This is a genomic window from Actinoplanes sp. NPDC051343 (genome assembly GCF_044455125.1).
GTDB lineage: Bacteria > Actinomycetota > Actinomycetes > Mycobacteriales > Micromonosporaceae > Actinoplanes.
On record NZ_JBITEL010000021.1, the window covers coordinates 53306 to 79437 of the forward strand.

A 26132-nucleotide genomic window follows, 5' to 3' on the forward strand; every position below is an offset into this window, starting at 1 on the left:
CGCCGGCGCCCCCACCCCGTACGGGATGGGGGCCCTCAGCTGCCGTCAGGCGTCACCGTTGTTGTTGTGCCCCTCGGAGAGGCGCTCGCGGAGGGCGGCCAGGCGCTCGTCGACGTCCTCGTTACCGGTGGTGGGCTCGGAGGCGGTACGAGGCGAATTGGACTGACCGCTGCCGTGACTGTTGCTGCGGTCGTTGCCGCCCCGGCGGCCGCCACCGCCGCCGCCACCGCCGCGCGGGCCCGCCGGGGGACCGGCGGTGTAGGCCGGGGCACCGGACTGGGCGGCCTCCACCTGCCGGCCGAGGGCGACCCAGCGGTCGTGGGCCTCCGAGTACTGGCGTTCCCAGGAGTCGCGCTGCTCCTCGAAACCGGGCAGCCACTCGCCGGTCGCCGCGTCGAAGCCCTCCGGGTAGATGTAATTACCCTGGGCGTCGTACGTGTTGAGCATGCCGAAGGTGACCGGGTCGAACTGCTCCTCGTCCGGCAGATACTCGGCGTTCGCCTGCCGGATCGACAGCGAGATGCGGCGGCGCTGCAGGTCGATGTCGGTAACCTTGACCAGCACGTCCTGGTTGTTGCGCAGCACCTGGTCCGGGGTGTCGACCCGGTGGTCGGCCAGCTCCGACACGTGCACCAGGCCCTCGAGCCCGTCGACCCGGATGAACGCCCCGAACGGCATCAGCTTCGTGACCCGCCCCGCCACGATCTGGCCGATCGGGTGGTTGCGGGCGAACTGCGGCCACGGGTCCTGCGAAGTCGCCTTCAGCGAAAGCGAGATGCGCCCCCGCGTCTGATCGACGTCGAGCACCTCGACCTCGACCTCCTGCCCGACCTCGACCACGTCGGACGGATGATTGTGGTGCGCCCACGACAGCTCGGCGACCGAGATCAGCCCGTCGACGCCCCCCAGATCGACGAACGCCCCGAAATTCACCACCGACGAGATCACGCCCCGCCGGATCTGCCCCGGCTCCAACTGCGCGAGCAGCGTCGACCGCCCGGCCGACCGGGTCTCCTCGAGGTGCGCCCGCCGGGAAAGCACCAGGTTGCCCCGGCCGCGGTCCATTTCCAGGACTTTCGCTTCCAGCTCCCGGCCCACGTACGGGTTGAGGTCCCGAACCCGGCGCATCTCAACCAGCGACGCAGGCAGGAACGCCCGCACGCCGACGTCGAGCACGAGGCCTCCCTTGACCACCTCGACGACCCGGCCCCGGAGCACGCCCCCGTCGTCCCGGATCTTCTCGATGGCTTCCCAGAGGCGCGCCTTCTCCTCGGACTCCGGCTGCTGCCGAGGCCCACGGCTGCGCCCAGGTGTACCACCCGGAGTCGGCGACCCACCGCCCGAGCCCGAGGCCCCCCCGCCCGCACCCGCAGCCGCACCGTCTCCGCTCCCGCCCGACGCAGCGGCACCGTCCCCGCTCCCGCCAGACGCCGCGGAGCTGTCCCCGCTGCTGTCCGGCGCCGCGGCAGCACTGTCCCCGCTCGCGTCCGACGCCGCGGCGCTGTCCCCAGCTCCGTCCGGCGCCGCGGCGGCGACGTCTCCGGCCCCGTCCGGCGACCCGGCAGCCGCTTCCGCGCTAGGAGCAGCGCCCGAGTCCGACGAGCCGCCGACCGGGTCCCCGTCACCTGTCGCGCCAGGCGAGGTCCCGTCGCCCGGTGCGATGGCGGCATCCGAGTCGGCGATAGCACTGGTGCCGGCACCGCTGTCCGAGCCGGGAGCAGCTTCCGTGCCCCCGCCGCTGTCGGAGCTGGCACCGCTGTCGGAGTTGGCACCGCTGTCGGAGCTGGCACCGCTGTCCGAGCTGGCACCGCTGTCCGAGCTGGCACCGCTGTCCGAGCTGGCGATAGCTTCGGTGCCGGTAGCAGCTTCTGTTCCGGCGCCCTTATCCGTGCTGGTGGCGGCGTCCGTGCTGGCGGCAGCGTCCGGGCCGGCAGCCGCGTCCGGGCCGTCAGCAGCGGCTGAGCCGTCAGCAGCGGCTGAGCCGGCGGCACTGCCCGGGTCGGCAGCAGCGTTCGAGCCGGCGGCGTTGCCCGGGTCGGCGGCAGCGTTCGAGCCGGCGGCGTTGCCCGGGTCGGCGGCAGCGGCCGGGTCGGCGGCAACCTCCGAGCCCGCGGCGGCGCCAGGGCCGGCCGGAGTGCCCGACTCGGTCGCGGCTGCGGTCGCTGAGCCGGCGTCCCCGGGCGTCCCGGCGGCGGAGGCCGCCGGTGCGGTCGGTCCGTCGTCGGCGGCGGATGCTGCCGGAGCGGCAGGCACGTTGCCGGCGGAGGCTGCCGGGTCCGTTGCGGCGGCGGCCGGCGTGTCCGGGGCGGCGGCAGAGGCCGCAGCGGCGGAGGTCGCAGCGCCGGAGGGGTGCGGTGGTGAGGTACCTCCGTCGGCGGTCTGGTTCAGGTCGGCGGCGGTGTGGGTGGATGCGGTCGCGGTGGCAGCGGTCGCTGCGGCGGTCGGCTCGCTCATGGCAGTGGTGTCGGTCCCGATGGCGTCGGTGGTGCGATGGGTGGGTGTGGTGTTGGGGCCAGTGCGGCGGCAGGACCGCAGTCTCTCGTCGAGCATTCTGGTCACGGAGTGTCCGACGCCGAGCACCAGGGCCGCCTGAGCTGCGGTCCGGGCGAGTTCGTCGCCCTCCGGACGGGCCGCCGCAACTAGCACGACGGTCAGCGGATGGTGCCGCCCCAACACTCGGGCGGCGACAGCGGCGCCCGTTTCGTCAATATTTGCGGCGTCAACATTTCCGGCAGAAGCGTTGAAAACGCCCGGTCCAACCACGGGCGAGCGGGCCGAAGGAATTGGTGCGCGGGCCGCGGTCGAACTGGCAACCGGCCGACCGGCGGCGAAACCGTCCGAGCCGGAACCATCCGCGACAAAACTGTCCCCGCTCGAATAGTTCGAGGGGAAACTATCCGGCACGGAGGGAAGGGCAGCGTCGGCACTGGACCGGCTGTATATGGCCCGGTTACCCGACGCGGCGAGTCGCCCGGCCGCGAAAGCCGCTACGGCGTGGCTGCCTGCGGCCGCGGTTGCGGGCGCAGCCTGGAATGCCGGGCCGGCGGGCGGGAGGTCGGCGGCCAGAGCGGCGACAGCCAGGGGGTGATCAGATCCGTGAAGCCGGCACGCCCACGCCCGTACGTCCGAGAAGCGCGCCCCACCCGCAAGCCGGTCGCACTCCGCCTGCCGGACCCGGGCGGTGATCGTGCGGGGGTGTTCGGCGCCGAGGGCCGCCGCGAGCGCGAGTGTCGCGGCGCGCAGGACCGACGCGGGGGTGGCGGTTTGTCCTGGATGTCCGGTCAGGCGGGCTATTCGGAACTGCGCATAAGCCAGGTCGGCGACCGTGGCCAGAGCGGCCGGATGATGGTCCGGCAGCTTGTCGATCACCTCGTCGGCGGCCTGCGCGAGGGACTGGCCGAGCGCTGCGGAGGCTTCGGCGTCCTCCCGCAGGAGCGCCACCTCGGCGTCGGCCAGGGCCTCCTGCAGGCGGGCGTCGGCCTGGGCGGTCCGGCCGAGCTGCGCCATCAGTACGCCCTGCAGCGCGGCCAACCGCGACCGCTCCGCGCGCGACATGGCGTGCGACAAGCCGTCCTGCAGGAGCCGGATGCCCAGTTCGTGTTCCCCCAGGTGGGCGAGCATCGTCGCCACATAGCGCAAAGAGGCCGTCTCGAGCTGCGTCGCGGTCAGCGTGGGCAGCCGGTCGGCCGCCCCGGGCTCGTGCGTGGCGGCGGCGAGGGTGGCGGCGGCGAGGACAGCCTCCTCGACCTGGCCGACCACGTCAGCGTGCGGCTCCGTCACCGCGACCCCTCCAGTGCGGGCACGGTCACGACCGGGTCGAGGCGCCCGGTCCGGGCGCGCTCCTGAAGGTACGCCAGGAGGAGCGCTCCACGCTCGTTTGCCGCGCGTCGGGTCCCACCTGCCTCTGCACTCGCCGTGTCTGCCGTCGAGCCTTCGCCTTCGCCGCCGTCTTCGCCACCGAATTTCAGCTCGGCGAGCAGGCCGGCCGCCCCGAAGCGGCGGAAGCGCAGCACCTGGTCGGCCATCGACGGGTTGATGGGTACGTCGAAACCCGGCGCTGCCACCTCCAGCAGCACCAGCCCTTCCGAGCCCAGCACCTCGACCACCTCCGCCGCGATCGGCGCGTCCGAGCCCGGCGACCGCAGCGCGACGACCGGCCCGGCGTCGCGCAGCACCGCGGCGGTCGTGACCGCGAACCCCGGCCCCGCCAGGACCCCGAAACCCAGAGGTTGTTCACCCAGGGTGCGGGTCGCATGCTCGATGCGAACCTGGTGCACGTCGTCGGGACTCACGTGGCGACCTCAATCGCAGTCGATCGCGTGTCGACCCGGCGACCTCTCGGGACTGCGACCCCCCGCGCGGCGCCGACCGTGGTCAAGACGCACCTGACCAGGTCACCGAGCCTACCGGCCCCCGAACGACCCTGGCTAGGGGTCGATGAGGCTCTGATGTAGCGGAAAGCCGACCGCCCGGTCACCCAGCGCACCCGGTCGGAAAGATCTTCCTGGCCAGGTCCGATTTGTTGGTGAACACCGCCATACCTTCGGGTGAAGACCGTCATATCCCGGAGTTGCGATCATCTGCGAAGATCGCCCGGACGAAGCTGGTCGCCAGCGCAGTCCGGGGGGAACCAGCGCTATCCGGGGGGAGAGCGCGGGCCGCGACGGGGAGAGGGAGTGCGCCGTGAGCGTGATGCTGGAGGAGTCTGCGCCCGAAGGCGAGCTAGCACCGTCCAAGCTCAGGGCCAACACGCGGCGCGCGCTCCGCGAGGTCGCGTTGGTCGTGGTGCTGTTCCTCGCCTACAAGCTGGGCCGGGTCGCGGCCGAGGGGCACGTGGCCGAGGCGCTCGCCAACGCGCGCGACGTCTGGCACTTCGAACGGCTGGTCCACCTTCCGAGCGAATACACCCTCCAGCAGGTGACGGTCGGCCACGAATGGCTGATCAAGTTAGCAAATTGTTATTACGCGTACGTCCACTTCCCGATCACCGCGGCCTGCCTGATCTGGATGTGGATCTGGCGTCCGGAGCACTACGTGCGCACCCGGCGGATGCTGGCCTGGCTGACCGCCGCCGCCCTGGTCGTGCACCTGCTGATGCCTTTGGCGCCGCCGCGCATGCTGACCGCGATGGGCATGGAGGACACCGGCAAGATATTCGGGCCGGAGGTCTACGGCTCGCCGACCAGCGACACGCTCACCAACCAGTACGCGGCGATGCCGTCGCTGCACGTCGGCTGGGCCCTGGCGGTCGCGATCGCCCTGATCGGCGCCACGAACGGCCGGTGGCGCCGGCTCTGGCTGCTGCACCCGATCATCACGCTGTTCGTCGTGCTGGTCACCGGCAACCACTACTGGATCGATGCGATCGTCGTGACGGTGCTGCTCAGCGTGGTGCTGGCCTTCCAGACCGGCTGGCAGCCGGCGCCGGCGGTCGCCATACCGCGGCCCCGGATGAGTGAATCCTAGGAACAGGCTCCCAGCCCCTGCAGCACCCCGTTGCGGTACGCCGCGATCCGGTCGAACGCGGTCGGCCCGCTGCCGTCCTCGGCCCGCCCGAACGCCAGCAGCGCCGCCACCGCCTCGTCCAGGTCGCCGGGTGACAGCGTGACGCCGCCCTGCTTCCGGTCGGCCGCCGAGCGGTTCAGGATGTCGTACGTCCACGAGCCGGCCAGGCAGTCGACCGCGAGCTGCCCCGCCTTGCTGGTCGTCGACTGGCCGCGGCGGTCCTGCGCGGCCCGGGCGAACAGGTCGCCGAGCAGCATGCCGACCGCGTTGTCACCGATCCGCTTGTAGAGCGCGGGCCCCAGCTGCCCGTTGTCGAACGCGACGAAATTCTTGGACGGGCAGAAGAACGCGGCACCCTGCGCGGTCGAATCGGGATCGTCGCAGGCCGGCTTGCCGCCGTCGAACGGCTCGACCTGCAGATCCTGCCAGCTCTGACCGGCGAGCTGCGGGAACGTGCGCTCCCAGTAGCCCTGAACGTCCTGCGCGAGCAGCTGGACCGCGTCGTTGTACGGCAGGTCGCCGCCCCGTTGCGCGTCGGCCCGATCGGTGAACGGCACCTCGGTCACCGGCAGCGTGTCGGCGTTGTATTGCGCGCACTTGCCGGCGCCCTGCTCCACCCCGTCCTGCAGGGCCCGGATGCGGTCGAACGCGTTGCCGTGCGCGCCCTCGTCCATCGCCGGCGTCCCCGGCTGGTCGCGCAGCATCAGCAACCCGGCGACGGTGTTGTCGAGCTGCTTGGCGCTGACGTTCTTGAACACCTTCGAGTGACCGGCCAGCGCGTCACCCAGCCACGCTCCGGCGAAACAGTCGGCCTGCTGCTCGAGCACCACGGTCGGCTGCCGGGTCGTGCCCAGCCGCACCTGGATGGCGTGCCCGTACTCGTGCGCGAACACCACCCCGACCAGCAGCGATCCGAAATCGGACTGCAGCTGCGGAATCAGGGTCTGCGCATCCCAGGCGATGAAATCGCCGGTCGGGCAGTAGAAGGCGTTCGGTTGGTACTGACCCGGTTGGTCACCGCAGTCGGGAGGCGGCACGCTCCGGGTGTACGGGTGGTAGCCGCCCTGCACCTTCTGGAACGTCTTGCCATCGGCCAGTTTCGGGAACTCGCCCGACCAGAACCGCTCGACGTCCTGAATCGACTTGGTGACGGTGTCGGTGGCCTTGCCCGGCTGGGGTGCGGACGTGGTCTCGCCCGGCCTCGGAAGCCGCGACACGCCGCAGCCGACGAGCACCAACAACAGCACCGCGAGCAACAACCGCCTCACCGGACCGACGGTACCCGGGTCGGGCCAATTCCGCCTTTCGGCGCTTCCGGCTAGCCCTACCGCCGGCCGGGGTGGTGGCCGGATGGAGCCGCGGGCCGCGTCGCTGAAGCATCGAACCATGACGCGAAAGATCCTGGTGCTGATCATCGCCGCCGTCTCCGTCCTGTTCGGTGCGGTGCCGGCCCCGGTCCAGGCGGCGATGCCGGCCACCGTCGCCGGCGCGGTCGCCCGCGAGCTGGATGCACTCGACCCGCCGGCCGCCGCGTACGTCGTCGTCGGCCCGGACGGCACGGTGACCGTCGGCACGCGCGGTAAGGGCGTGACCGCGCGGACGCCGTTCGTCCTCGGCTCCCTGAGCAAGTCGTTCACCGCCCTGGCCGTCCTGCAGCTGGTCGATCGGGGCCGGGTCGAGCTGGACCGCCCGGTGACCGCCTACCTGCCGTGGTTCCGCACCGCCACGCCGGGCCGCGCGCCGACGATCCGTCAGTTGCTCGACCAGTCGTCCGGGCTGCCGACCGGCGCCGGGGTCGCCGACGTCACCCACACCGGCCGCACGCTCGAACAACGCGTACGCCGCATCGCCACCGTCACCCCGGGCGCCGCCCGCTTCCGGTACTGCAACCTCAACTTCGCCACGCTCGGCCTGGTCGTGCAGACGGTGTCGGGGGAGCCGTACGCGTCGTACTTGCGCACCAATGTCCTCGCCCCGCTCGGCATGAGCGACAGCCGGGCCGGCCTGGTCGAGGCGACCGTGCCCTGGTTCGGCGTGCACGTCCGCTCCCGCCCGGCCGACTTCACGGGCGCGCTGCCGGACGGCTACCTGGTGGCGACCCCCGAGGACCTGGGCCACTACCTCACGATGCAGCTGGGCGACGGCACCTACCAGGGCCACCGGCTCCTGTCACCGGCGTCGATGCGGCTGCTGCACGAGCGGCAGGTGACGGTGCCGGCCGCCGACGCCGACCCGTACACCGACGGCTACGCGCTGGGCTGGTACACCGGCGCGGTGAACGGAACACCCCTGGTGTCCCACTCCGGCGACGTCACCGGCTTCCACAACGACATCGGGCTGCTCCCCGTACGGCACACCGCGCTGGCCGTGCTGACCGCGCAGAACTCGAAGCTCCTGGCCAACGACGACGCCTACGTCGCCGGCATGCGCGTGCTGGCCGGGCAGCCGGCCCCGGCGATCGGCTTCCTCCGGCAATACCGCAACCGGTACCTGCTCATCGACCTGTCCTTCGCGGTGCTCCTCCTCGCGATGGCCTGGCGGTGGACCCGGCTGATCCGGCACCCTCGTTCCTCCAGCGCCCGCGGGGCGATCTGGGGCCTGGCGGGCTCGCTCACGCTCGGCGCCTTGGTGTACGCGGCCGTCGTGTACGGCATCGGCTACACCGCCGGCTTCCCCCTCCAGCCGGACCTGCTGCTCGGCAGCGCCCCCGAGCTGCTCGTGCTGACGGTTCTGCTGGCCACCTATCCGGTGCTGACCAGCCTGCTGAAGTTTTCGCGCAGACGACCCGGATCGACAGCCGGGCCCGGCGTCGATCGGACGTTCGGCCGGTGAAGGCCAGCAACCGGGACGCCGTCTCCGCCGGGCTTCGATGATGGGGGTGTGGCCCACGTCCGGGAGGAAGGTGACCTCGGCGCCCGGCACCGCCAGGTAGTCGTTGGCCGAGGACGGGCGCCAGCGCTGGTCCTCGGTGCCGAACAGCACCAGCAGGGGCTTGCCCAGGGCGGACAGGCGGGCGGGCGGCGCGCTCTCGGCCAGGTAGTTCCGGAGGGCTACCGGGGTCGCCACGAAGGAGGCGAACGGAGGAGTGGCCGGCCACCACCGCGAAGGAGACGCCGAGGCGGTCCAGCCGTGGCGCCGATCGCGGAAGCCTGGCCGGCCACGTCGAGGCTGCCGTCCGCCGGGGAACGGCCGCGGCCGGGCAGGTCGACGCGGATCACGCGGTGGGCCGGTGTCAGGTACGGCAGCAGTAGGGACCACGACTCGCTCGACGCCGCGGTGCCGTGGATGAGGAGCAGCGGCGGGGCGTCCAGGGGTCCGTCGACGAGCGCGGCCAGATCAGTCATGCCTCCACTGTGGGCCTCGGCGACCGCAGCGTCTTGAACGAATGTCAGCCTTTCACGGCGCCCGCGGTCATGCCGGCCACGATCTGGCGGTTGAAGAACAGGAACATGATTAGGGGCGGCACGGTGATCAGCAGAATGTTCATGAAGAGGAGGTTGTAGGAGGTCGAGAACTGCGATGAGAAGTTGTAGAGGGTGAGCTGAACGGTCGCGTTCCGGTCGCCGGGCAGGAAGTAGAGCGGGTTGGTGAAGTCGTTGAAGACGGCCACCGACTGGACGACCACGACGGTCACGATGACCGAGCGCAGCAGCGGCAGGACGACCCGGAAGAACAGGCGGACCGGGCCCGCGCCGTCGATGATGGCGGCCTCGTCGAGTTCGCGGGGGATCGTCGAGATGAAGGCGCGGAACAGCAGTACGCAGAACGACAGGCCGAACGCCACCTCGACGAAGATCAGGCCGACCATGGTCTGGAAGATGCCGAGCTTCTGCAGCACCCAGATCGTCGGTACGACCGCGGGCGGGATGATCAGGCCGGAGAGCACCAGGAAGTTGATCAGGCCGGTCCAGCGGGTGATGCGCCGCTGCAGCACGAAGGCGACCATCGCAGCCAGGACGACCATGACGGCAACGCTGCAGACGGTCAGGACCGTGCTGTTGATGAACGCGATGATGACCATGTAATCGCGAGCCTTCACCACGTCGACGAAGTTCTGCACGAGCCGGAAGTGGTGCGGCCAGCTGAAGTCGAGAAGCGACGCCTGCGGCCGGTCCTTCACCGCGGTCAGCACGATGAACGCGAACGGCACCACGAACACGATCAGGGAAGCGACGATGGCGACAGAGCTGATCAGCCACTTTTTCACAATCACAGCGACACCTCCTTGCGGTTCAGGAAGCGCGACAACGGCAGCACAATCGCGGTCACCACGATGAACAGGATGACGTTCCCGGCGGTCGACAGGCCGTAGAAGCCGGCCTGGTACTGCTTGTAGATCACCGACGCGATCACGTCGGAGGTGAAGCCGGGCCCGCCGCGCGTCATCGCCCAGATCAGGTCAAACGAGCGCAGCCCGCCGATCAGCGACAGGGTGATCACGGTGACGGTCGCCGGCCGGGCGAGCGGCAGGACGATGCGCCGGAACGTGTCCCACGACGAAGCGCCGTCGACCCGGGCCGCCTCCAAGTACTCCTGCGGGATCGACACGATGCCGGCGATGTAGATCAGCGTGGCCAGCCCGACGCCCTTCCAGACGTCGACCAGCGCCACCGACACGAGCGCCCAGTGCGGATCGGTGAGCCAGCCCGGCCCCTGGATGCCGACGGTCGCCAGCCACTGGTTGATCAGGCCGGTCTGCGGGTTCATCAGCACGGTGAAGGTCAGCCCGACGCCGATGGTGCTGACCAGCACCGGGAAGAACACCACCGAGCGCAGGTAGCCGCGCGCGACGATCTGCGAGGTGAGCAGCACCGCCAGCACCAGACCGAGCACGACCTTGAGCCCGGACGTGATCACCGCGTAGATCAGCGTGTGCAGCAGGCCGGAGACCAGCGCCGGCTCCTGGAAGAACGTCACGTAGTTCTGCAGGCCGGTGAACTTCGACGTGAAGATGCTCCAGCGCGTGAGGCTGAAGTAGAACGACGTCACGGTCGGCACGATGAACAGAACCGCGTAGACCACGGCCGCGGGCACGTAGAACCAGTTCGGATAGGGGCTCCGGCGCCGGGTGGGCCCGGCCGCGCGGGTGCGCGGCCGGGCCTGCGACGAGCGACGGGACGCGACGGTCACCATCCCGCGAGTCCCAGCTGCTGGGCTTGCTTCTTCACGTCCTCGTCGTAAAGTGCGGCCCCGGCAGATGCCGCCCGGATTCCCGAGCCGACCTCGACGCAGATCTGCTCGAGCGACGGCCCCTTCACCGGCGACAGGAACTCGAGGGCCAGACTCGAGTTGCCCGCGTCGATGTAGGTCTGCATGTCCTTGACCACCTGCGGCACCGAGGCCGGCAGCGTGCAGCCCTTGACCGGGAACGGCCCGGTCGGCGCCGACGCGGCGACCTGCGAGTTGCAGCCGTCCGGGCTGGCGAGGAAGGCGGTGAACTTCTTCGCCGCGTCCAGCTTGGCGCCGGTCACCGACTTCGGGATGTAGACGCCGGCCGGGCTCCACAGGGTCAGCCCGTTGGAGGTCGCGTCGGCGCCCGGGATCGCGAACAGCCCGACGTCGTTGAGGTGGTCCGGCTCGTCGGCCGCCAGCTCGCTGATCACCGACGTCAGGATCGGCCACTGGGCGCCCGAGCCGGTCGCGAGCTCACGCACCGCGTCCGGCAGCTTGGCCGACGCGAAATCCTTGTTGAGCAGGCCCTGGTCGTGCACCTGCTGGAGGTGCTGGAATCCGGCCAGCGCGGCCGGGGTCGTGGCGTACTTCGCCTTGTCGGCCGTGTAGTCGGCGGCGAACGAGGGCGACGCCGCGGCCACGTTGTGGAAGTCGCCGAGCACGAACAGCTGCGACGTCCAAGTCTCACCGTACGACTGGATCACCGGCGCCACGCCCGACGCCTTGATCCTGGCGTTGTTGGCCATGAAGTCGGTCCAGGTCTTCGGCACCTGCAGGCCCAGCTTGTCGTAGACCTTGCGGTTGTAGAGGATGCCGCCGGCCATGAACTCGCCCCACGGCGCCGCGTAGACCTGGTTGTTGGAGGTGACCGTGCTGGAGAAGTTCTTGTCGAGCGAGCCGGCCCACGACTGGTCGCCGAGTGCCACCAGGTTCTTCTCCGGTGCCATCGCCTGGAACAGCGACCCGGTGTTGTATTCGAACAGGTCGTCCATGGTCCCGGTGGCCAGGCGGGTCTTGATCAGGTTGTCGCCGTCGGTGCCCTGCGGCCGCGTCTCGACCTTGATCGTGATGTCGGGGTTCTTGGCCGTGAAGTCCTTGGCCAGCTGGTTGCCGGTGGCGACGGTCTGTTCGGCGTTGTCGACCAGCAGGGTCAGCGAGACCTTGCCTTTGCTGTCGTCGGTCGAGCCGAGACTGCCGGCGCTGCATCCGCCGACGGCTAAGACGAGGGCGGCCGACAAGGCTACTATTTGTGGCTTTCGCACGGTTATTTCTCCTTACGCAGCAGGTTACGCATGGTGTCGGCGCCGGGATGGAATTCGCCGCCGGTCGCCGCGTCGACGAGGTCGCTCGCCGGCGCGTCCAGGTAGGGGGAGAGCCGACGGGCCAGCGCGGCCTCGTCGGCCACCACGGCCGCTTCGCGAGCGGCGGCCACCGCCGGATCCCAGCTCGGACGGTGGTCCATCAATTGCCGGATGGTGGGCTCCGCGGGGAGCACGCTTGCTTTCCCGTACGCGTCGGAAGCCGTGAATTCATGCGTCCCGTGGCGTACGTCAATAACCGGACCACCCGGCAGCTGGACCGTAGCGGTGACCCCGACCGGCACCGTGACCTGCAGCCGGAGGCTGCCGTCGGTCCGTTCCCAGCGCACCGCGGCCTCCCCGTAGGGCGTGCGGTGCCGCGCGGCGGCGTGGGTGAGATCGCCGGTCGGGACCGGCCGCACCGAGATCCGGCGGTAGCCGGGCGCGGCGGGCGCCAGGCCGGCCACCCGCCGGTGCATCCAGTCGGCGACCGCGCCCAGCGCGTAGTGGTTGAACGACGTCATCTGGCCCGGGTTGATCGAGCCGTCCGGGAGCATGCTGTCCCAGCGTTCCCAGACCGTGGTCGCGCCCATCGTCACCGGGTAGAGCCAGGACGGGCATCCGGTCTGCAGCAGCAGCCGGTAGGCGACCTCCGGCGCTCCGGCGTCGGTCAGCGCGTCGGTCATCAGCGGCGTCCCGACGAAACCGGTGCTGATCCGGTAACCGGCCGTCCGCACCAGGTCGGCCAGCCTCCGGCCGGCCCGCGCTCGCTGCTCCACCCCCGGGAGCAGCGCCCACTGCAGCGCCAGCGCGTACGACGTGGCCGCGTCGTCGAGGATCCGGCCGCCCTCGGTCGCATACTCGCGGGCGAACGCGTCACGGACGCGCGCGGCCAGACCGGCGTACGTCCGCTCGGTCTCGGCGTCGCCGAGAGCCGCGGCAGCCAGGGCGACCACCTCGGCCGACCGCGCCAGATGGGCGGTCGCGATGACGTCCGGATCGGCCCTGGCCCGCGCCGGATCGTCGGGCGGCGCGGTGGGATCGAGCCAGTCGCCGAACTGGAAACCGCCCGCCCAGAGCAGGTCGTCGCCGGCCAGCGCGGCCATCCGGTCGACCCAGGCCCGCATGCTCGGCAGCTGCCGCCGCAGGATCTCGCGGTCGCCGAAGCGCTGGTAGAGCACCCAGGGCACGATGGTGGCGGCGTCACCCCAGGCGGCGGTGGCCGGTCCGGGCCGGCGGATCACGTCCGGGATGACGTACGGGACGGAGCCGTCCTTCTGCTGCTCGGCCGCGAGGTCGGCGAGCCAGCTGGTGAGGAAGCCGGCGCAGTCGAACAGGAAGCTGGCGGTCGGCGAGAAGACCTGGATGTCGCCGGTCCAGCCGAGGCGTTCGTCGCGTTGCGGGCAGTCGGTGGGTACGTCGACGAAGTTGCCGCGCATGCCCCAGACGACGTTCTCGTGGAACTTGTCGAGCAGTTCGTGGCTCGACTCGAACCAGCCGGTGCGTTCCAGGTCGGAGCCGATGACCACGGCCTCGACCGCTTCGATCTCCGCGGCGCCGGTGACTTCGGCGTAGCGGAAGCCGTGGAAGGTCAGCTCGGGTTCGAGCGTGACCTCGTCCGGGCCGGCCAGGACGTACTCGTCGGTGGCCCGGGCGGTGCGCAGCGGGCGGACGCCCAGCTCGCCGTCCTCGAGGACCTCGGCGTGGCGGACGACGACCGTGTCGCCGGCCCGGCCGCCGCGGACGGTGAGGCGGACCCACCCGACCAGGTTCTGCCCGAAGTCGACAAGGGTCTGGCCGCTCGGCGAGGTGAAGATTGCCGTCGCGGGCCGGATCTCGGTGGTGCGGACGGGCGGGCCGTCGGGTGCGACCAGGACGCCCAGGTCGGCGTCGAGCACGTCGACCGCTCGTTTCTCGTCACCCTTGCGGCGCAGATCGGTGCGCTGGCCGTCGTAGAGGTCGTCCGCGACGATCGCCGACTCGCGGGCGGTCCAGCGGCCGTCGGTGGCCAGCACCCTGACCGTGCCGTCGGCCGTGGTGACCTCGAGCTGGGCGAGGGCGGCCAGGCGGTCGCCGTAGACGGCGCGGCGGTTCTGGAAGCCGAGCCGGCCGCGGTACCAGCCGTTGCCGAGCAGGATCTCCAGGCGGTTCCCGCCCGGCCGGACCAACCCCGTCACGTCGTGGGTCTGGTAGCGGAGGCGGTGGTCGTACGCGGTCCAGCCGGGGGCCAGGTGCTCGTCGCCGACGCGGTGGCCGTTGAGGTGGGCCACGTAGATGCCGTGGGCGGTGATGTAGAGGCGGCCCTTGACCGCGTCCGCCGGCAGGTCGATCGTGCCGGTCAGGATCGGGGCCGGCTCGTCGAGGGCGGTGCGCGGGCTGACGAAGCGGGCGGTCCAGTCGCCGGGGGAGAGCAGTCCGGCCTCGACAGTGGCCGGTTCGCTCCACTCGCTCCAGTGGGTTCGGTCGCGCACTCGTACGCGTACGGAAACCGACTCCCGCGCCGTGAGCGGCGCACCCGGCCAGGGCACCAGGATCTGCTCGGGCGATTCGGGCGTCTCCACCCGGTGAGCCGAGCCGTTGATCTCGATCTCGTAGGCCGTCTGGCGGTAGTCGTCCGGGGCCGCCGGGATCTGCCAGGAGATCCGCGGGGTGGCGGTGCCGATGCCCTTGGTATCGGGACGATGATGGTCGAAACGGACGTTGGTGGGTGCGGCAAGTTCCGGCATGTCGCTCCTGATACGTTTCAAATACCGGCGCCCGTACGACCGTTCAAATGTTTCGAAGTGATGGCGCCGGGGTTGCGTGTGCCACCGATCCTGCGGTCTGGCGTGACCCGCGACATAGCCCGACGTGAACCGGACCTAGCACAAAATTCACCTCGGAGCCTAGGGTGTGCCATGGCCGAGCCCCCGGTGGAACAAACCCGCACCCTGCTGCACTTCGTCGACGGGTCGCTGGCCTGGGCCGGCCACTACCTGCACGAGGGCACCCACCCCGTGCACACCCACAGCTTCGTCGAGATCGCCGTCGTGATGGACGGCGCGGGCGCCCACCACACCCTGGCCGGCGAGCGGGAACTGCGGGTCGGCGACGTCATGGTGCTGCGGCCGGGCGTCTGGCACGGCTACGAAAAGGCCCGCGGGCTCGACCTCTACAACTGCTGCTTCTCGACCGACCTGCTGGCCCGCGAACTCGCCTGGACCCGCGAAGACCCGTGGATCGGCCACCTCCTGTGGACCGGCCCCTACTCCGGCCAGCGCCGCGGCATCCTGACCAGCCACCTCGACCCGTCCGGGCTCGACGAGTGCGTGCGACATCTGGACGCCCTGCACGAGATGCGGACGATGCCCGTCGAAACCCACCGCGGCGACATCGTCGGCTGGCTGTCACTGGTGCTGAGCGCGATGGCCCGCGCCGTCGCCCGCACGTCACCGGAGCCGGTCGGCCGGCCCGAAACCCACCCGGCGGTCCTCACGGCGATGCGGATGCTCGAAGAACGCCCCGACCACCCGTGGACGCTGACCGGGTTGGCGGCCTCACTGCACTTGGCGCCGGGCTACCTGGTCAGGCTGTTCAAGTCGGCGACCGGCCTGCCGCCGATGGCCTACCTGTCCCGGCAGCGGGTCGAGCTGGCAGCCGAGCGGCTGCTACACAGCGACGAGCCGATCAGCCGCATCGGCGAGTCGGTAGGCTGGCCCGACCAGAACTACTTCGCCCGGCGTTTCCGCTCCCACTACGGCCTGAGCGCGTCGACCTACCGGGCGCGCTTCACCAAGACAGTCAAACGTCTCTAGGCGTTTGCTGACCCGTCCAGTCACGGCCTTGCCAGGTGCACAGGCAGACCCGGTTGTCGTCCGGGTCCTCCAGCACCCAGAACGACGGCGCCTCCGCGTCGCTGACCAGCCGGCCGCCCGCGGCGACCGCGGCGGCGATCCGCGGCTGCACCTCGGCCGGGTCGATCAACACGTCGTGATGCCAGCGCTGGCGCGGCTCCTCGTTACCGGACGGCTGAAACCACAGCCGGGGCAGCACGCCGGCCGGATCGTGCAGATCGATGCCCAGCTCCGGGTCGTCGGCGCGGATCATGCCGAACACGGCCTGCCAGAACGGCATCACCCGCTGCCGGTCCGGCGTGTCCAGCGCGAGGTCCAGCCGGGACACTCCCGACTTCTCCGGCCGCAGGCCCGTGGCAGCGGCCAGGGGATGTTTACACTCGGTTCCCGGACGGCACCGCACGTGACGTTGCAGTGGGGCGTCCAGGCGATGACGGAACCTTGCCCTCGTAGATGTCGACACCGTAACCGCTCTCGAAGCCGCAGCCACGTTGGACGAAGGCCCCGATGGTCGGCTACCTGAACCCGAACGGGTAGCCAGAACGACCACGTGGCTGCATCATCACGGGTTCACCACCCGCGAGCACTCGCGCGCCGGCCAACTCAGCGGCAGCCGACTTTTCGAACGCCAGGACGGCTGGCGGGTGCGATACAGCTGCGTGCTCGGAACCTGGTCCCTGGAGCTGTCGCCGCCCACGCGGGAGGCTCACCGGTGTAGAAGACGACAAGCCGGCCGCTGAACTGCGGGCCCGGGGCAGGGTCGGGGCCCCGCTGGAACCCTTGTCGTCAAAGGGGACTACCGCCAACCGCACTACGCGATCAGCTCGCTGCCGTGGCGTCGCTGGGCGTTGCCCAGGACGGGCGCCAGGTTTTCCCGGGTGGCGGGGTCAGGTTTCGGAAGTGGCTGACGATCGGGCGCAGGCCCGGGTGCGGGCGGGTGCGGGGCATGATGAGCGAGATCGGGTAGGCGATCGCCGGGTTCGTGAGCGGGATGCGGCGCAGGTCGTAGCCGGCCGGCCAGACGTAGCGGTCGCGCGAGCCGACGAGGGTGGCCAGGTCGGTGGATTCGGCGAGGGCGTCCAGCAGCACCTCGGCGCCGAAGTTCGGACCGGCCGTGTCGACGCGCAGGTCGAAGGCGGTGGTCAGCTGGTCGTAGAACTCGCCCCATTCGGTGCGGGGCGCTATGCCCGGCACCCAGATTCGGTGCCCGCGCAGCTGCGCCGGCGTCAGCGTCCGGGCCGCGGCGAGCGGATGGTGCGGGCCGGCGAGGAGTTCGAGCGGCGAGTCGAACGCGCGGACCATCTGCAGGTCGTCGGGCAGCGCGGCGGGGTCGGTGATCGTACGGAAAGTGGCGTCGACGTCGCCCGCCCGGACCGCCGCGGCCGCCTGCCGCGGGTCGTCGACCCGGATCGTGACCACGTCGAGGTCGGTCTCGGGGTGTGCCCGCCAGTAGTCGTGCAGGATGACCGCCTGTGCGGACCGCAGACCGAGGACGTCGATGCGGAGCGCCCGCGACCCCGGCCGGACCGCGGTGACCGCGCGGTCGACGTGCGTGACGACGTCCCGCGCGTGGGCGAGGAACGCCTGCCCGTCGAGGGTCAGCTCGACCCCGCGGGAGATGCGGGTGAACAGGCGCACCCCGAGTTCCCGCTCGAGGCCGGCGATGCGCTTCGAGACGGCCTGCTGGGTGACGCCGAGTTCGTCGGCGGCGTGCTGCAACTGGCCGAGCGTCGCGGCGAGGACGAACGAACGCACCGCCTCGGTATCCACCGCCCCAGCCTAGAACCGCTCAACCATCGGTTGTGGCGCGCCGGGGACGGGTTGTTTGATGCCCCGGCGCGCGGCCGGTGGGATGTCGGCATGAAAGCCTTCGGCTGGCTGTGGTCGGCCTACGCGGTGAGTACATACGGCACGTGGATCGCCTTCGGTGCGTTCCCCCTGATCGCCGTTAAGGTGCTGCACTCGTCGGCGTTCGCGGTGTCGGTGCTGGAAGCCGCCGGGCTCACCGTGGCGGCCGTGGTCGCGGTGCCGCTCGGCCCGTGGATCCAGCACCGGGCCAAGCGCCCCGTGATGATCGGGATGGACGTCGTCCGGTTCGTGGCGATGGTGAGCGTGCCAGTCGCGTACCTCGTCGGCCGTTTGTCCTTCGGTCAACTTCTGGTTGTGTCGATCGTCTCGGGGACGGCGAACATCGTGTTCACGGCGGCCTCCGGCGCGTACCTGAAACACCTGGTGCACGGCGACGACCTGCTGGCCGCGAACGGGCGGTTCGAGGGCACCGCCTGGGTGGCGACCGCGGCCGGACCACCCCTGGGCGGGGCGCTGATCGGCCTGCTCGGCCCGGTCGTCACCGTCGCCGCGGACGCCGGAAGCTACCTGCTGTCCGCGCTCGCGGTCGGCCGCATCCGGGGAAGCGACGTCGCGACGCCGGGACGTTCCGGCGCCGGTGACTTCCCGGCCGGCTGGCGGATCATCCTCGGTGATCCGGTGCTGCGGCCGCTGTTCCTCAACGCCATGATCACCAGTGGGCTGATCATGGCGACCCTCCCGCTGCTCGCGGTGCTCCTGCTCGGCCGGTACCACTTCCCGGCCTGGCAGTACGGCCTCGCCTTCGGGGTGCCCAGCCTCGGCGGCTTCGCCGGCGCCCGCCTCTCCGCGCCACTGGCCGCCCGCTACGGACGCTACCGGGTGCTGATAGTGACCGGCTGGCTGCGATCGATCTTCCCGCTCGGCCTCGCCTTCACCCGTCCCGGGATTCCCGGCCTTCTCACCGTGATCGTCGTCGAGGGCCTGCTGATCGGGTGCATGGGCGTCTTCAATCCGATCTCGGGGACCGAGCGTCTGCAGCGCGCGCCGGTCGAGCACGCGGCCCAGGTCGTCAGCGCGTGGAGCATCACCAGCAAGCTCTCCCAGGCCACCTGCATGGTGCTCTGGGGTGTTATCGCGACGCTCACCGGCCCGTTGGCGGCGATCACCGTCTCCGGAGTGCTGCTGCTCGGCGCACCACTGTTGCTGCCTAAGCGATTCGGGGAGGCCCCTGATCGATCCGGCGGAGGACCGGTTCGAGGCGACTCATCTCGTCACCCCACGGGCGGCGCTCGTCCCACCACGTGACGCCCCGGTCGGCCAGGGGGCCGATCAGGTCGCGGGCCGCCGGGGACGACGACGGGCTCAGGCCGCCGAGCACGATGTCGAACGGCTCGGCCTCCCGCCCGTACGAACGGCGCTGCGTGCGCAGAAAGCGCACCAGTTCCTCGGTTTCCTCGATCGACGGCGGTCTTGCGTCGGCGACGCCGGCGGTGGCCGGGATGGCGCCGTCCCACCGGGCCGCCCGGCGCATCGGCGGTTTGTTGGGCCACATGCCGCCGACCCAGATCGGCACGCGGGGGCGCTGCACCGGTGTCGGCCGGAAGGTGATGTCGTCGATCGTCACGTGCTCGCCGTGGTAGGTCACCAGGTCGCCCGACCAGAGCCGGTCGAGTGCTTCCAGGCCCTCGTCGAGCCGGCGGGCGAGCACCCGGCGGTCGGTCGTGTCGCCCAGCGCGCCGTATTCGTCGTCGACCGGCTCGCCCAGGCCGGCCCCGAGGATCATGCGGCCGCCGGTGAGGCGGTCGAGGGTGGTGACTTCGCGAGCCAGCTTGGTCGGTCGCCGGCGGGCGACCGCGGTGATCGCCGTGCCCAGCCGGATGCGGGTGGTCGCCAGGGCGGCGGCGGTCAGCAGGATCCAAGGGTCGGCGATCGACCAGCGTTCCGCCTTTTCGCCGACCACGTGGTCCCACACGAGCAGGGCGTCCCATCCGGCCGCCTCGACCCGCCGCGCCACCTCGGCGAATGCCTCGGGTGACGCGAACTCTCCGAAGTTCGGAACGTTCACCGAGTACCTCATGCCCGGCATCCTGCCGCAGGGGTACGACAAAGAGCCGCAGCCTCTCAGGAGGGAGGAAACAGGTCCTGGCGACCGGTCGTCTTGCGATAGATGCTTCGTTGCAGAAGCAACAACCAAGGGAGCAGAACATGTCCAAGGTCGCCATCGTCACCGGAGCCTCGCAGGGCATCGGTGCCGCCACCGTCGCCGCCTACCGCAAGCTCGGCTGGTCGGTCGTCGCGAACTCGCGCTCGATCACGCCGTCCGACGATCCGGGCGTACTCGCCGTGGCCGGGGACATCGCCGACCCGGCGGTGGGCCGCCGCATCGTCGAAGCCGGTCTGGAGCAGTTCGGCCGGATCGACACCCTGATCAACAACGCCGGTGTCTTCATCGCCAAGCCGTTCGCCGAGTACACGCTCGACGACTTCGACGCCATCACCTCGATCAACCTGCGCGGCTTCGTCACGGTCACCCAGCCGGCCGTGGCGGCCATGCTGAAGACCGGCGGCGGACACGTCGTCACGATCACGACGAGCCTCGCCGAGCACGCCAACAGCAGCCTGATCTCGTCGCTCGCCTCGCTGACCAAGGGCGGCCTCAACTCGGCGACCAAGGCGCTCGCGATCGAGTTCGCCCAGCAGAACGTCCGCTTCAACGCGGTCGCCCCGGGCGTCATCCGCACCCCGATGCACAGCCCGGAGACCTACGACTACATGGCCGCCACCCACCCGGTCAACCGGATGGGCGAGGTCTCCGACATCACCGACGCCATCGTCTTCCTTCAGAACGCCCCGTTCGTGACCGGCGAGATCCTGCACGTCGACGGCGGCCAGACGGCGGGACACTGAACCATGACGATTCTCGACGAGGTGCTCGGCCGCTGGCAGACGGCGATCGCCGGGCACCGGCCGGAGGAGGTGGCGGCCCTCTTCACGTCCGACGCCGTCTTCCAGGGCCTGCACCCGTACTCGGTCGGCCGGGCCGGGGTGGCCGAGTACTACGACTCGCAGCCGCTGGGCATGACGGTCGCCTACCGCATCCTTTCCGAACGCGCTCTCGGCGAGGCGACGGTGGGCTGGATCGAAGCCGAGTTCAGCTTCGCCGACCGCGACCCGCTCCCGGTGATGCTCACCGTGGTCCTGACCGGACGGCAGATCGCGCACTACCACGTCTCCCGAGCCTAGGGTCGGTTCTTCCCGGCGATCGCGGCGTTCAGCGCGGTCGCGAAGAGGCACCACGCGGCGTAGGGGAGCAGAGCCCTGGCGGCCGCCGGGTCGTGGCGGGCCGTGCGCCGGATCAGGTCGGCGTTGCTGGTGTCGAGCGCCAGCGTTCCGACCAGTCCGGCCACGGTGCTCCGACGGGCGAAGAACATCCAGGTCCAGGCCGCGTTCGCGGCCAGGTTGACGCCGTACGCGGTGAGCAGGTCCCGCCGGGCGCGTCCCCGAGTGTGCAGAACCGCATGCCCGGCCGACCACGCGATGGTGGCGTAGAGCGGGGTCCAGACGGCGCCGAAGGTCCACGGCGGCGGCTGCCAGGAGGGCTTCTTCAGGGTCCGGTACCAGGCCGTCCCGGTGTTGACGGCCCGGCCGGAGGCGGCGGCGGTCCCCGCCACGACGGTGGTCGTGGCGGCATAGACCGATAGTTTCCGCGTACTCATAAGGGTGGTCTTTCCCCGGCGAAAGCCGCCGAACCACACAGACCGTCACCGTTGTCAAGACCGCAGGTGCGCAGGTCATTGACTCTGGGTGCCGGGAACTACAGCATGGCGTAGTGATTCCCGGATCGACAGGCGTGGGGCACGCCGCGCCCGTCGGAGCCGTCGCCTTCCGGGCCGACGGCCGGCGGCTGGCAAGCGGATCGGCCGACGGCAGCATCTTCGTCTGGGACACCGTCGATCCGGCCCGGCCGGTGCTGCTTACCGCGTACACCGTGCCGGGCGCCGTCACCGGCCTGGCCTGGAACCCGGGCGCCGCCGACCTGCTGGCCACCGGCACCAGCGAGGGCGAGGCCGGCATCTCGCGGGTCGTCGACGACCGGCCGCCGGCCCGGATCGCCACGCTGGCCGGGCACCCCGGACCGATCCGGTCGGTCGAGTGGATGCCGGACGGTCAGCATCTGATCTGCCTGTTCGGCTTCGACCAGGCCGCGATCTGGAACGCCATGGCCGAGACCTACCTCGGCGAGATCACCGACTGCGTACGTCTGGCGGTCTCCCCGGACGGCCTGGTAGCGACCATCGGGCCGGACGGCGCCGTCGCCGTCCGCGACCTGTGGCGCGGCACCGGCCCGGCCGCCCGCGCGCTCGCCGCCCCCGTGATCGACTGCGCCTGGTCGCCGGACGGCACCGCACTGGCCCTGGCCCGCGCTGACGGAGCGCTCGAACTCGTCACCGCCTACCTCGACCCGGCCCTGACCATCCCGGTCGGCGACGGCATGCTGCGCTGCGTGACCTGGTCGGCGGGCGGCCCGGTGGCGGGCGGCGAAACCGCCACGCACGCCTTCGGTACGGACGGCCGGCCCCGCTGGCGGAGCCCGGTCGTGCTGCCCCGGGCCGGTTCGCTGGCCGTCGGCGGACCCCTGGCGGCGGCCGCCACCGAGGGGGAGCGGCCCCACCTGCTGGCCCTGGCCGACGGGGCGACGCTGATCGCCCCCGCACTGACCCGGCAGGGCCCGTCGACACTGCCTGGTTGACGTTGGTTGAGGCTAATTGAGCAAGCGCACGAACACGTCGGCCAGCGTGGCCGCGGTCTTCTCGGGCGCGGCCAGCGGCAGCAGGAGATGGCTGAGCGTCAGCCGCACCACCGACTCGGCGGCCAGCTCGACCGTCGTGGACGGACAGTCCGGGTGGTACGTCGCCGCCCATTCGCGGATCACCGCGGCCGCCGGGTCGAGGACGAGCCTGGTCGGCGGCCGCGGGAACAGCTGGCGTTCGTGGACGAGCCGGTTGCCCGTCGCCGCGCGGATGGCGTGCAGCGCCGCGGTTTCGACGGCCCGGTGGCTGTCGGCCCGGCTGCCGAAGAAGTCGGTCCGCATCGTCTGCACGAACCGGGTCACCTCGGCCGTCACGAGGGCGTCGGCCAGCCCGGTCCGCCCGCCGAACTCGTTGTAGACCGTCTGCCGGCTCAACCCCGTCACCGTCGCCACGTCGACCATCCGCACGGCCGCCCAGCCGCGCTCGATCGTCAGCCCGCGCGCCGCGGCGAGAAGGGCGGCGCGTCGCCGGGCCCGGTTGGCCTCACGGGTCCTCATAAGCGCGACATTCTCGCAGATATCCGAAAATCGCCGAGGTGTCCCCCGTGTCCGCGTGGGGCAGGCTGAGAGTGCCCGCAAAGGAGGCGATGTCGGCCAGCCTCCATCGCCGCTCAGATCACTCGGCGGGCTCAGCATCGGCCCCGTTTGAAAGCGTCATACCGCTGTCAGGTCCCGCCCGACATGCTGAACCCATGAGCGTCCGGCTGCGTTACACGATCCCGCGTCCCGGTCGCCTTGGGCGACCTCGCCGCCGATGCCTTGCGCTCGGCGGAAACCGACGGCTTGCGGGTGTACGCGGACACCTCGGCGGCCGGGCCCGTCACCGGAAACCGCGTGCTGCTCGCCCGTATGGTCTCCAACGTGATCGACAACGCGGTGGTGCACAACGTGCCCGGAGGCTGGATCCGCGTGGCCGTGACCGGCCGGTCGATGGTCGTCGCCAACAGCGGCCCGGTCCTCGACCCGGCGTCCCTGCCTCGGCTGGGCCGCCCGTTCGAACGGCTGGCCCCCGACCGCACCGCGGCCTCGGCCTGTCGATCGTGCACGCCATCGCGACCGCCCAGCGGCACGGTGTCCCTCTCGGCCGTACCCGACGGCGGCCTCCAGGTCGAGATCACGCTGCCATGAGGGGCTTGTGGTCGAAGACGCCGCCCCGCTGGCCGAGGTGATCGCCGAGGGCCTCCGCGATCAGGGCATGGCCGTCGACGTAGCCGCGGACGGGCTGACCGCCTTCGACAAGCTGGACGTCACGCGCCTACGACGTGGTCGTCCTCGACCGCGATCTCCCCGGCCTGCACGGCGACACCCTCAGCCAGATGATCACGGCCGACGACCCCCGCCCGATGGTCCTCATGCTCACCGCCGCCGGTTCCCCCACGACCGGGTCGAAAGCCTGACCCTGGGCGCCGACGACTACCTGCCCAAAGCCTTCCACTTCCCGGAACTGGTCCTCCGCTGCCGCGCCCTGGCTCGCCGCCGTCCCCAGGCCCGGGGCCGCATCCTCCGGGCGGCCGGCCTGGAACTCGACGCCCAACTACGCACGGCAACCCGCGACGGGGTCCCGCTGAGCCTGTCGGTCAAGAAGTTCGAGTTGCTGCAGGCCTTGCTGCAGGCGGCACCCGGCTACCTGAGCGCCGAGGACCTGCTGGAACAGGTCCGGGACGAGAACGCCGACCCGTTCACCAACACGGTAACGGTCACGATCGGCCGGCTGCGCCGCAAACTGGGCAACCCGGCGTTCATCACAACCACCGTCGGCGTCGGCTACCGCATAGCCCTCTAACCAACCCCCGACCAGTTGGTGACCTTGCCCCCCGGCCCGGCGACGACCCGCAGCCCGTCCGGCCCGACCAGGTTCCAGCCCTCGTACTCCTCGGAGACCGGCACCCGGATCACGCTGCCGTCCGCAAATCCGACCTCGAGCCGCCCGTCCTCGAACACGGTGGCTCCGGCCACAACCGTCCGCGCACACGCCAGGACCGGCCCGAGCCGCACCGGATCACCCTCCGGATCGAGCGCGTGAACACCACCGTCGGCGGCGACAAACTCGAACGGCTGCTCGATCCGAACCTCGAACGCGTCCTCGCCGCGCTTCAGCACCAGCGTCAAGGCAAAGTCGACCCGAACCTGCAAGACAGCCGCCTGTCCGAGCGGCAAGCCGTTCCCCACTACTTCGGCCATGCCGGCCACGGCCCTTCATATTCGGCCGGGATGTGCGTCTCGGCCCGCGATCTCGGCTTGCCGTTCACGTCCACCGGCTGACCATACTCGTTGTGAACACGCGCATACCCGTTCGGGTAAGTGGTGGTGGGATCCATGATCCGGATCAGGTCGTTGTTACCGGTGGAGCCAGGTTTCTGGAACACGAGGCCTTTGCCGTTGTCGGCCACCCGGCCCTGCCACCCGGACGGAACGTCGTAGGTGCGGCCTCCGGGCGTCGTGACGAAGGTGCCCCCCGAGGACGGCAGCACGTTGACCGGGCTCCGGCCGGCCGACGTGATGGCTTGAGCCGCCTTCTGATCTGCGCGCGCCAGCGCACCGAGATTGGTTTCCTCGATCTCGGCCGTACGTTCGGCGAACTGCGCGACCTTTGCCGTGATCCGCTCGGCGGCCCCCGCCGCGCTTTTGGCCAGAGCCTTGAACGCCGCGCCCAGTTCGCCGCCGGCCATCAGAAGCCCAGTTCGCCGACTGCGGCAGCGAATTTCTTGCCGCGGCACCGCATCGTCGCGGCGTGGCGGCGCAGAACCGCAAGCTGGGCCTGCGCCGCGGCCGGATCGACCGAGATCTGCCGACCGGCGCCGCCTCCGGCACCTCCCGACCCGGACCAGTCGAGGCCGTACATCGCGTTCTCCACCTGGGCGAACAAGGGTTCGGCCGCGGCTTCGATCACCCGCCCGATGACGTACTGCTCGAGATCCATCACGAGCGACTTCACCAGGCGCTCAGCGCCCTCGATAATCAGAGGCACGGCGGCTTCGGCCACCCCGAAGGTCGCAACCGCGGCGGCCTGATCGGCGACGAAGGCCGCTGCCATGCCGATCAGGACGGCAACCGCCTCGGCCTTCTGCGCAACGATGTAGGCGGCCGCGACGTCAAGCGCGTCGGCAAGGACCTGACACGCGTCGATCACTGCATAGATGTGTTTCGCCGACAACGCCTGCCAGCCCGAGGACATGGCGTCGGTCGAGGCGCTCTGGTGCGCGTCGGCGATGGCGTCGATCGCACGCGTCGCCTCGACGTGCGTGTTTTCTACCGCTTGGGCGAAGGCGCGGGTCAGGCCGGCGAACCGCGCGACGGTGTCCTCGTCGATGTACGGCCACGGCATCCCGATCACGTTGAGGAAATTGACCACCGGCAGTGGCAGATCGTCGGATGCCATCGATGCCCCCGTCCATCTTTGAGCCCTGCCCTCGAAGGTGGACGATACCTATCGATGTCACGTTAAGTGATCATGCCGTAGGCAGGTTCGACCAACGCCGCCTGCCCCGAGTGACCGGCGCACCGGCGTCGCACGCCAGCCCGGTCGGACCGCCCGGCTGACATGGCTGGCCAGGACGAGAAAGGCGCGCTGGCGGCAGCGCCTCCGCGGGACCGTGGACGTGCCGCCGGCGGAGACGGAAGAGAAGTCGGGGCGCCTTCCGCGGGACGTCGCCGACTTCCAACTGGCCGACGAGGAGCAGCAGGCCGCATCGGCTCGGTCGGTGG

The 26132-nt window shown here is 70.8% G+C and carries 24 protein-coding genes and 1 pseudogene; 9 read left to right on the forward strand and 16 right to left on the reverse strand.

The window, feature by feature from the left end; genetic code table 11:
* Positions 1 to 45 precede the first annotated feature (45 nt).
* Positions 46 to 3780, reverse strand: a complete 3735-nt coding sequence (locus tag ACIA5C_RS44435; protein ID WP_396066537.1) for a S1 RNA-binding domain-containing protein — start codon at positions 3778 to 3780, stop codon at positions 46 to 48.
* On the reverse strand, positions 3777 to 4292 hold the full coding sequence (locus tag ACIA5C_RS44440) for a hypothetical protein (protein WP_396066539.1): 516 nt from the start codon (positions 4290 to 4292) through the stop codon (positions 3777 to 3779). Before ACIA5C_RS44440 ends, ACIA5C_RS44435 begins: the two co-directional genes overlap by 4 nt.
* A 400-nt stretch (positions 4293 to 4692) precedes the next feature.
* Here ACIA5C_RS44440 and ACIA5C_RS44445 point away from each other — a divergent pair, with 400 nt between their 5' ends.
* Positions 4693 to 5466 carry a phosphatase PAP2 family protein gene (locus ACIA5C_RS44445; protein ID WP_396066672.1) on the forward strand — a complete coding sequence of 258 codons (774 nt, stop codon included), beginning with the start codon at positions 4693 to 4695 and terminating at the stop codon, positions 5464 to 5466.
* Here the strand turns inward: ACIA5C_RS44445 and ACIA5C_RS44450 are convergent.
* Positions 5463 to 6773: a neutral zinc metallopeptidase gene (locus ACIA5C_RS44450; RefSeq protein ID WP_396066541.1), complete on the reverse strand. Its 1311-nt coding sequence runs from the start codon at positions 6771 to 6773 to the stop codon at positions 5463 to 5465. The two genes, ACIA5C_RS44445 and ACIA5C_RS44450, sit on opposite strands and share 4 nt — an antisense overlap.
* Before the next feature lie 118 nt (positions 6774 to 6891).
* Between ACIA5C_RS44450 and ACIA5C_RS44455 the strand changes: the two genes are divergently transcribed.
* Positions 6892 to 8337, forward strand: coding sequence for a serine hydrolase domain-containing protein (locus ACIA5C_RS44455; RefSeq protein WP_396066543.1), 1446 nt, complete (start codon positions 6892 to 6894; stop codon positions 8335 to 8337).
* Between the two features lie 218 nt (positions 8338 to 8555).
* Here the strand turns inward: ACIA5C_RS44455 and ACIA5C_RS44460 are convergent, their stop codons facing one another.
* From ACIA5C_RS44460 to ACIA5C_RS44480, 5 genes are read right to left on the reverse strand one after another with little or no spacing between them, the layout of a single operon-like run.
* Positions 8556 to 8849, reverse strand: coding sequence for an alpha/beta fold hydrolase (locus tag ACIA5C_RS44460; protein ID WP_396066545.1), 294 nt, complete (start codon positions 8847 to 8849; stop codon positions 8556 to 8558).
* 44 nt (positions 8850 to 8893) lie between these two features.
* The gene (locus ACIA5C_RS44465; protein WP_396066547.1) at positions 8894 to 9718 is read right to left on the reverse strand and encodes a carbohydrate ABC transporter permease; all 825 of its coding nucleotides are present in this window, start codon (positions 9716 to 9718) and stop codon (positions 8894 to 8896) included.
* Entirely contained in the window at positions 9715 to 10638 is a 924-nt protein-coding gene (locus ACIA5C_RS44470; protein ID WP_396066549.1) for a carbohydrate ABC transporter permease, read from the reverse strand. The genes ACIA5C_RS44465 and ACIA5C_RS44470 overlap by 4 nt, the downstream gene beginning before the upstream one ends.
* The gene (locus tag ACIA5C_RS44475; protein WP_396066551.1) at positions 10632 to 11939 is read right to left on the reverse strand and encodes an ABC transporter substrate-binding protein; all 1308 of its coding nucleotides are present in this window, start codon (positions 11937 to 11939) and stop codon (positions 10632 to 10634) included. Before ACIA5C_RS44475 ends, ACIA5C_RS44470 begins: the two co-directional genes overlap by 7 nt.
* A 2-nt stretch (positions 11940 to 11941) precedes the next feature.
* Positions 11942 to 14701 carry a family 78 glycoside hydrolase catalytic domain gene (locus tag ACIA5C_RS44480; RefSeq protein WP_396066553.1) on the reverse strand — a complete coding sequence of 920 codons (2760 nt, stop codon included), beginning with the start codon at positions 14699 to 14701 and terminating at the stop codon, positions 11942 to 11944.
* Between the two features lie 171 nt (positions 14702 to 14872).
* On the opposite strand from ACIA5C_RS44480, the gene ACIA5C_RS44485 reads away from it, so the two are divergent.
* Positions 14873 to 15769 carry a helix-turn-helix domain-containing protein gene (locus tag ACIA5C_RS44485; protein ID WP_396066555.1) on the forward strand — a complete coding sequence of 299 codons (897 nt, stop codon included), beginning with the start codon at positions 14873 to 14875 and terminating at the stop codon, positions 15767 to 15769.
* Here ACIA5C_RS44485 and ACIA5C_RS44490 read toward each other — a convergent pair.
* Both ACIA5C_RS44490 and ACIA5C_RS44495 read right to left on the reverse strand, forming a co-directional pair.
* Positions 15756 to 16136, reverse strand: coding sequence for a VOC family protein (locus ACIA5C_RS44490; RefSeq protein ID WP_396066557.1), 381 nt, complete (start codon positions 16134 to 16136; stop codon positions 15756 to 15758). The two genes, ACIA5C_RS44485 and ACIA5C_RS44490, sit on opposite strands and share 14 nt — an antisense overlap.
* Before the next feature lie 491 nt (positions 16137 to 16627).
* Positions 16628 to 17578 carry a LysR family transcriptional regulator gene (locus ACIA5C_RS44495; protein ID WP_396066559.1) on the reverse strand — a complete coding sequence of 317 codons (951 nt, stop codon included), beginning with the start codon at positions 17576 to 17578 and terminating at the stop codon, positions 16628 to 16630.
* Between the two features lie 90 nt (positions 17579 to 17668).
* Here ACIA5C_RS44495 and ACIA5C_RS44500 point away from each other — a divergent pair, with 90 nt between their 5' ends.
* Positions 17669 to 18922, forward strand: coding sequence for an MFS transporter (locus ACIA5C_RS44500; RefSeq protein WP_396066561.1), 1254 nt, complete (start codon positions 17669 to 17671; stop codon positions 18920 to 18922).
* On the opposite strand, the gene ACIA5C_RS44505 is transcribed toward ACIA5C_RS44500, so the two are convergent.
* Complete coding sequence (locus tag ACIA5C_RS44505; RefSeq protein ID WP_396066563.1) at positions 18825 to 19694, reverse strand: TIGR03619 family F420-dependent LLM class oxidoreductase; 870 nt, start codon at positions 19692 to 19694, stop codon at positions 18825 to 18827. The genes ACIA5C_RS44500 and ACIA5C_RS44505 overlap by 98 nt on opposite strands.
* Positions 19695 to 19822: 128 nt before the next feature.
* On the opposite strand from ACIA5C_RS44505, the gene ACIA5C_RS44510 reads away from it, so the two are divergent.
* A complete protein-coding gene (locus ACIA5C_RS44510) occupies positions 19823 to 20524 on the forward strand; it encodes an SDR family NAD(P)-dependent oxidoreductase (RefSeq protein WP_396066565.1) in 702 nt (233 codons plus the stop codon).
* 3 nt (positions 20525 to 20527) lie between these two features.
* On the forward strand, positions 20528 to 20860 hold the full coding sequence (locus ACIA5C_RS44515) for a hypothetical protein (protein WP_396066567.1): 333 nt from the start codon (positions 20528 to 20530) through the stop codon (positions 20858 to 20860).
* Here ACIA5C_RS44515 and ACIA5C_RS44520 read toward each other — a convergent pair.
* Complete coding sequence (locus tag ACIA5C_RS44520; RefSeq protein WP_396066569.1) at positions 20857 to 21333, reverse strand: TspO/MBR family protein; 477 nt, start codon at positions 21331 to 21333, stop codon at positions 20857 to 20859. The two genes, ACIA5C_RS44515 and ACIA5C_RS44520, sit on opposite strands and share 4 nt — an antisense overlap.
* A gap of 113 nt (positions 21334 to 21446) precedes the next feature.
* Between ACIA5C_RS44520 and ACIA5C_RS44525 the strand changes: the two genes are divergently transcribed.
* Positions 21447 to 22367, forward strand: a complete 921-nt coding sequence (locus tag ACIA5C_RS44525) for a WD40 repeat domain-containing protein (protein WP_396066571.1) — start codon at positions 21447 to 21449, stop codon at positions 22365 to 22367.
* Between the two features lie 12 nt (positions 22368 to 22379).
* On the opposite strand, the gene ACIA5C_RS44530 is transcribed toward ACIA5C_RS44525, so the two are convergent.
* Positions 22380 to 22925: a TetR family transcriptional regulator gene (locus ACIA5C_RS44530; RefSeq protein ID WP_396066573.1), complete on the reverse strand. Its 546-nt coding sequence runs from the start codon at positions 22923 to 22925 to the stop codon at positions 22380 to 22382.
* A 291-nt stretch (positions 22926 to 23216) separates the two neighbouring features.
* Between ACIA5C_RS44530 and ACIA5C_RS44535 the strand changes: the two genes are divergently transcribed.
* Both ACIA5C_RS44535 and ACIA5C_RS44540 read left to right on the forward strand, forming a co-directional pair.
* Positions 23217 to 23555 (forward strand): sensor histidine kinase, encoded by a 339-nt coding sequence (locus ACIA5C_RS44535; RefSeq protein ID WP_396066674.1) that lies wholly within the window; start codon positions 23217 to 23219, stop codon positions 23553 to 23555.
* Positions 23556 to 23562: 7 nt separating this feature from the next.
* Positions 23563 to 24210: pseudogene (locus tag ACIA5C_RS44540) on the forward strand (response regulator transcription factor).
* Here the strand turns inward: ACIA5C_RS44540 and ACIA5C_RS44545 are convergent.
* The 3 genes from ACIA5C_RS44545 to ACIA5C_RS44555 are packed head-to-tail and all read right to left on the reverse strand — an operon-like array spanning position 24207 to position 25806.
* Positions 24207 to 24608: a DUF6188 family protein gene (locus ACIA5C_RS44545; protein ID WP_396066676.1), complete on the reverse strand. Its 402-nt coding sequence runs from the start codon at positions 24606 to 24608 to the stop codon at positions 24207 to 24209. The pseudogene ACIA5C_RS44540 and the gene ACIA5C_RS44545 overlap by 4 nt on opposite strands.
* Positions 24596 to 25096, reverse strand: coding sequence for a hypothetical protein (locus ACIA5C_RS44550; RefSeq protein WP_396066575.1), 501 nt, complete (start codon positions 25094 to 25096; stop codon positions 24596 to 24598). Before ACIA5C_RS44550 ends, ACIA5C_RS44545 begins: the two co-directional genes overlap by 13 nt.
* Entirely contained in the window at positions 25096 to 25806 is a 711-nt protein-coding gene (locus ACIA5C_RS44555) for a hypothetical protein (protein ID WP_396066577.1), read from the reverse strand. Before ACIA5C_RS44555 ends, ACIA5C_RS44550 begins: the two co-directional genes overlap by 1 nt.
* Between the last annotated feature and the right edge of the window lie 326 nt (positions 25807 to 26132).

Coding starts and splice junctions, on each gene's coding strand:
- ACIA5C_RS44515 (WP_396066567.1), top strand. CDS start 20,528: ATGACGATTCTCGACGAGGTGCTCGGCCGCTGGCAGACGGCGATCGCC.
- ACIA5C_RS44510 (WP_396066565.1), top strand. CDS start 19,823: ATGTCCAAGGTCGCCATCGTCACCGGAGCCTCGCAGGGCATCGGTGCC.
- ACIA5C_RS44445 (WP_396066672.1), top strand. CDS start 4,693: ATGCTGGAGGAGTCTGCGCCCGAAGGCGAGCTAGCACCGTCCAAGCTC.
- ACIA5C_RS44460 (WP_396066545.1), bottom strand. CDS start 8,849: ATGACTGATCTGGCCGCGCTCGTCGACGGACCCCTGGACGCCCCGCCG.
- ACIA5C_RS44485 (WP_396066555.1), top strand. CDS start 14,873: ATGGCCGAGCCCCCGGTGGAACAAACCCGCACCCTGCTGCACTTCGTC.
- ACIA5C_RS44500 (WP_396066561.1), top strand. CDS start 17,669: ATGAAAGCCTTCGGCTGGCTGTGGTCGGCCTACGCGGTGAGTACATAC.
- ACIA5C_RS44480 (WP_396066553.1), bottom strand. CDS start 14,701: ATGCCGGAACTTGCCGCACCCACCAACGTCCGTTTCGACCATCATCGT.
- ACIA5C_RS44470 (WP_396066549.1), bottom strand. CDS start 10,638: ATGGTGACCGTCGCGTCCCGTCGCTCGTCGCAGGCCCGGCCGCGCACC.
- ACIA5C_RS44505 (WP_396066563.1), bottom strand. CDS start 19,694: ATGAGGTACTCGGTGAACGTTCCGAACTTCGGAGAGTTCGCGTCACCC.
- ACIA5C_RS44520 (WP_396066569.1), bottom strand. CDS start 21,333: ATGAGTACGCGGAAACTATCGGTCTATGCCGCCACGACCACCGTCGTG.
- ACIA5C_RS44550 (WP_396066575.1), bottom strand. CDS start 25,096: ATGGCCGGCGGCGAACTGGGCGCGGCGTTCAAGGCTCTGGCCAAAAGC.
- ACIA5C_RS44555 (WP_396066577.1), bottom strand. CDS start 25,806: ATGGCATCCGACGATCTGCCACTGCCGGTGGTCAATTTCCTCAACGTG.
- ACIA5C_RS44455 (WP_396066543.1), top strand. CDS start 6,892: ATGACGCGAAAGATCCTGGTGCTGATCATCGCCGCCGTCTCCGTCCTG.
- ACIA5C_RS44545 (WP_396066676.1), bottom strand. CDS start 24,608: ATGGCCGAAGTAGTGGGGAACGGCTTGCCGCTCGGACAGGCGGCTGTC.
- ACIA5C_RS44530 (WP_396066573.1), bottom strand. CDS start 22,925: ATGAGGACCCGTGAGGCCAACCGGGCCCGGCGACGCGCCGCCCTTCTC.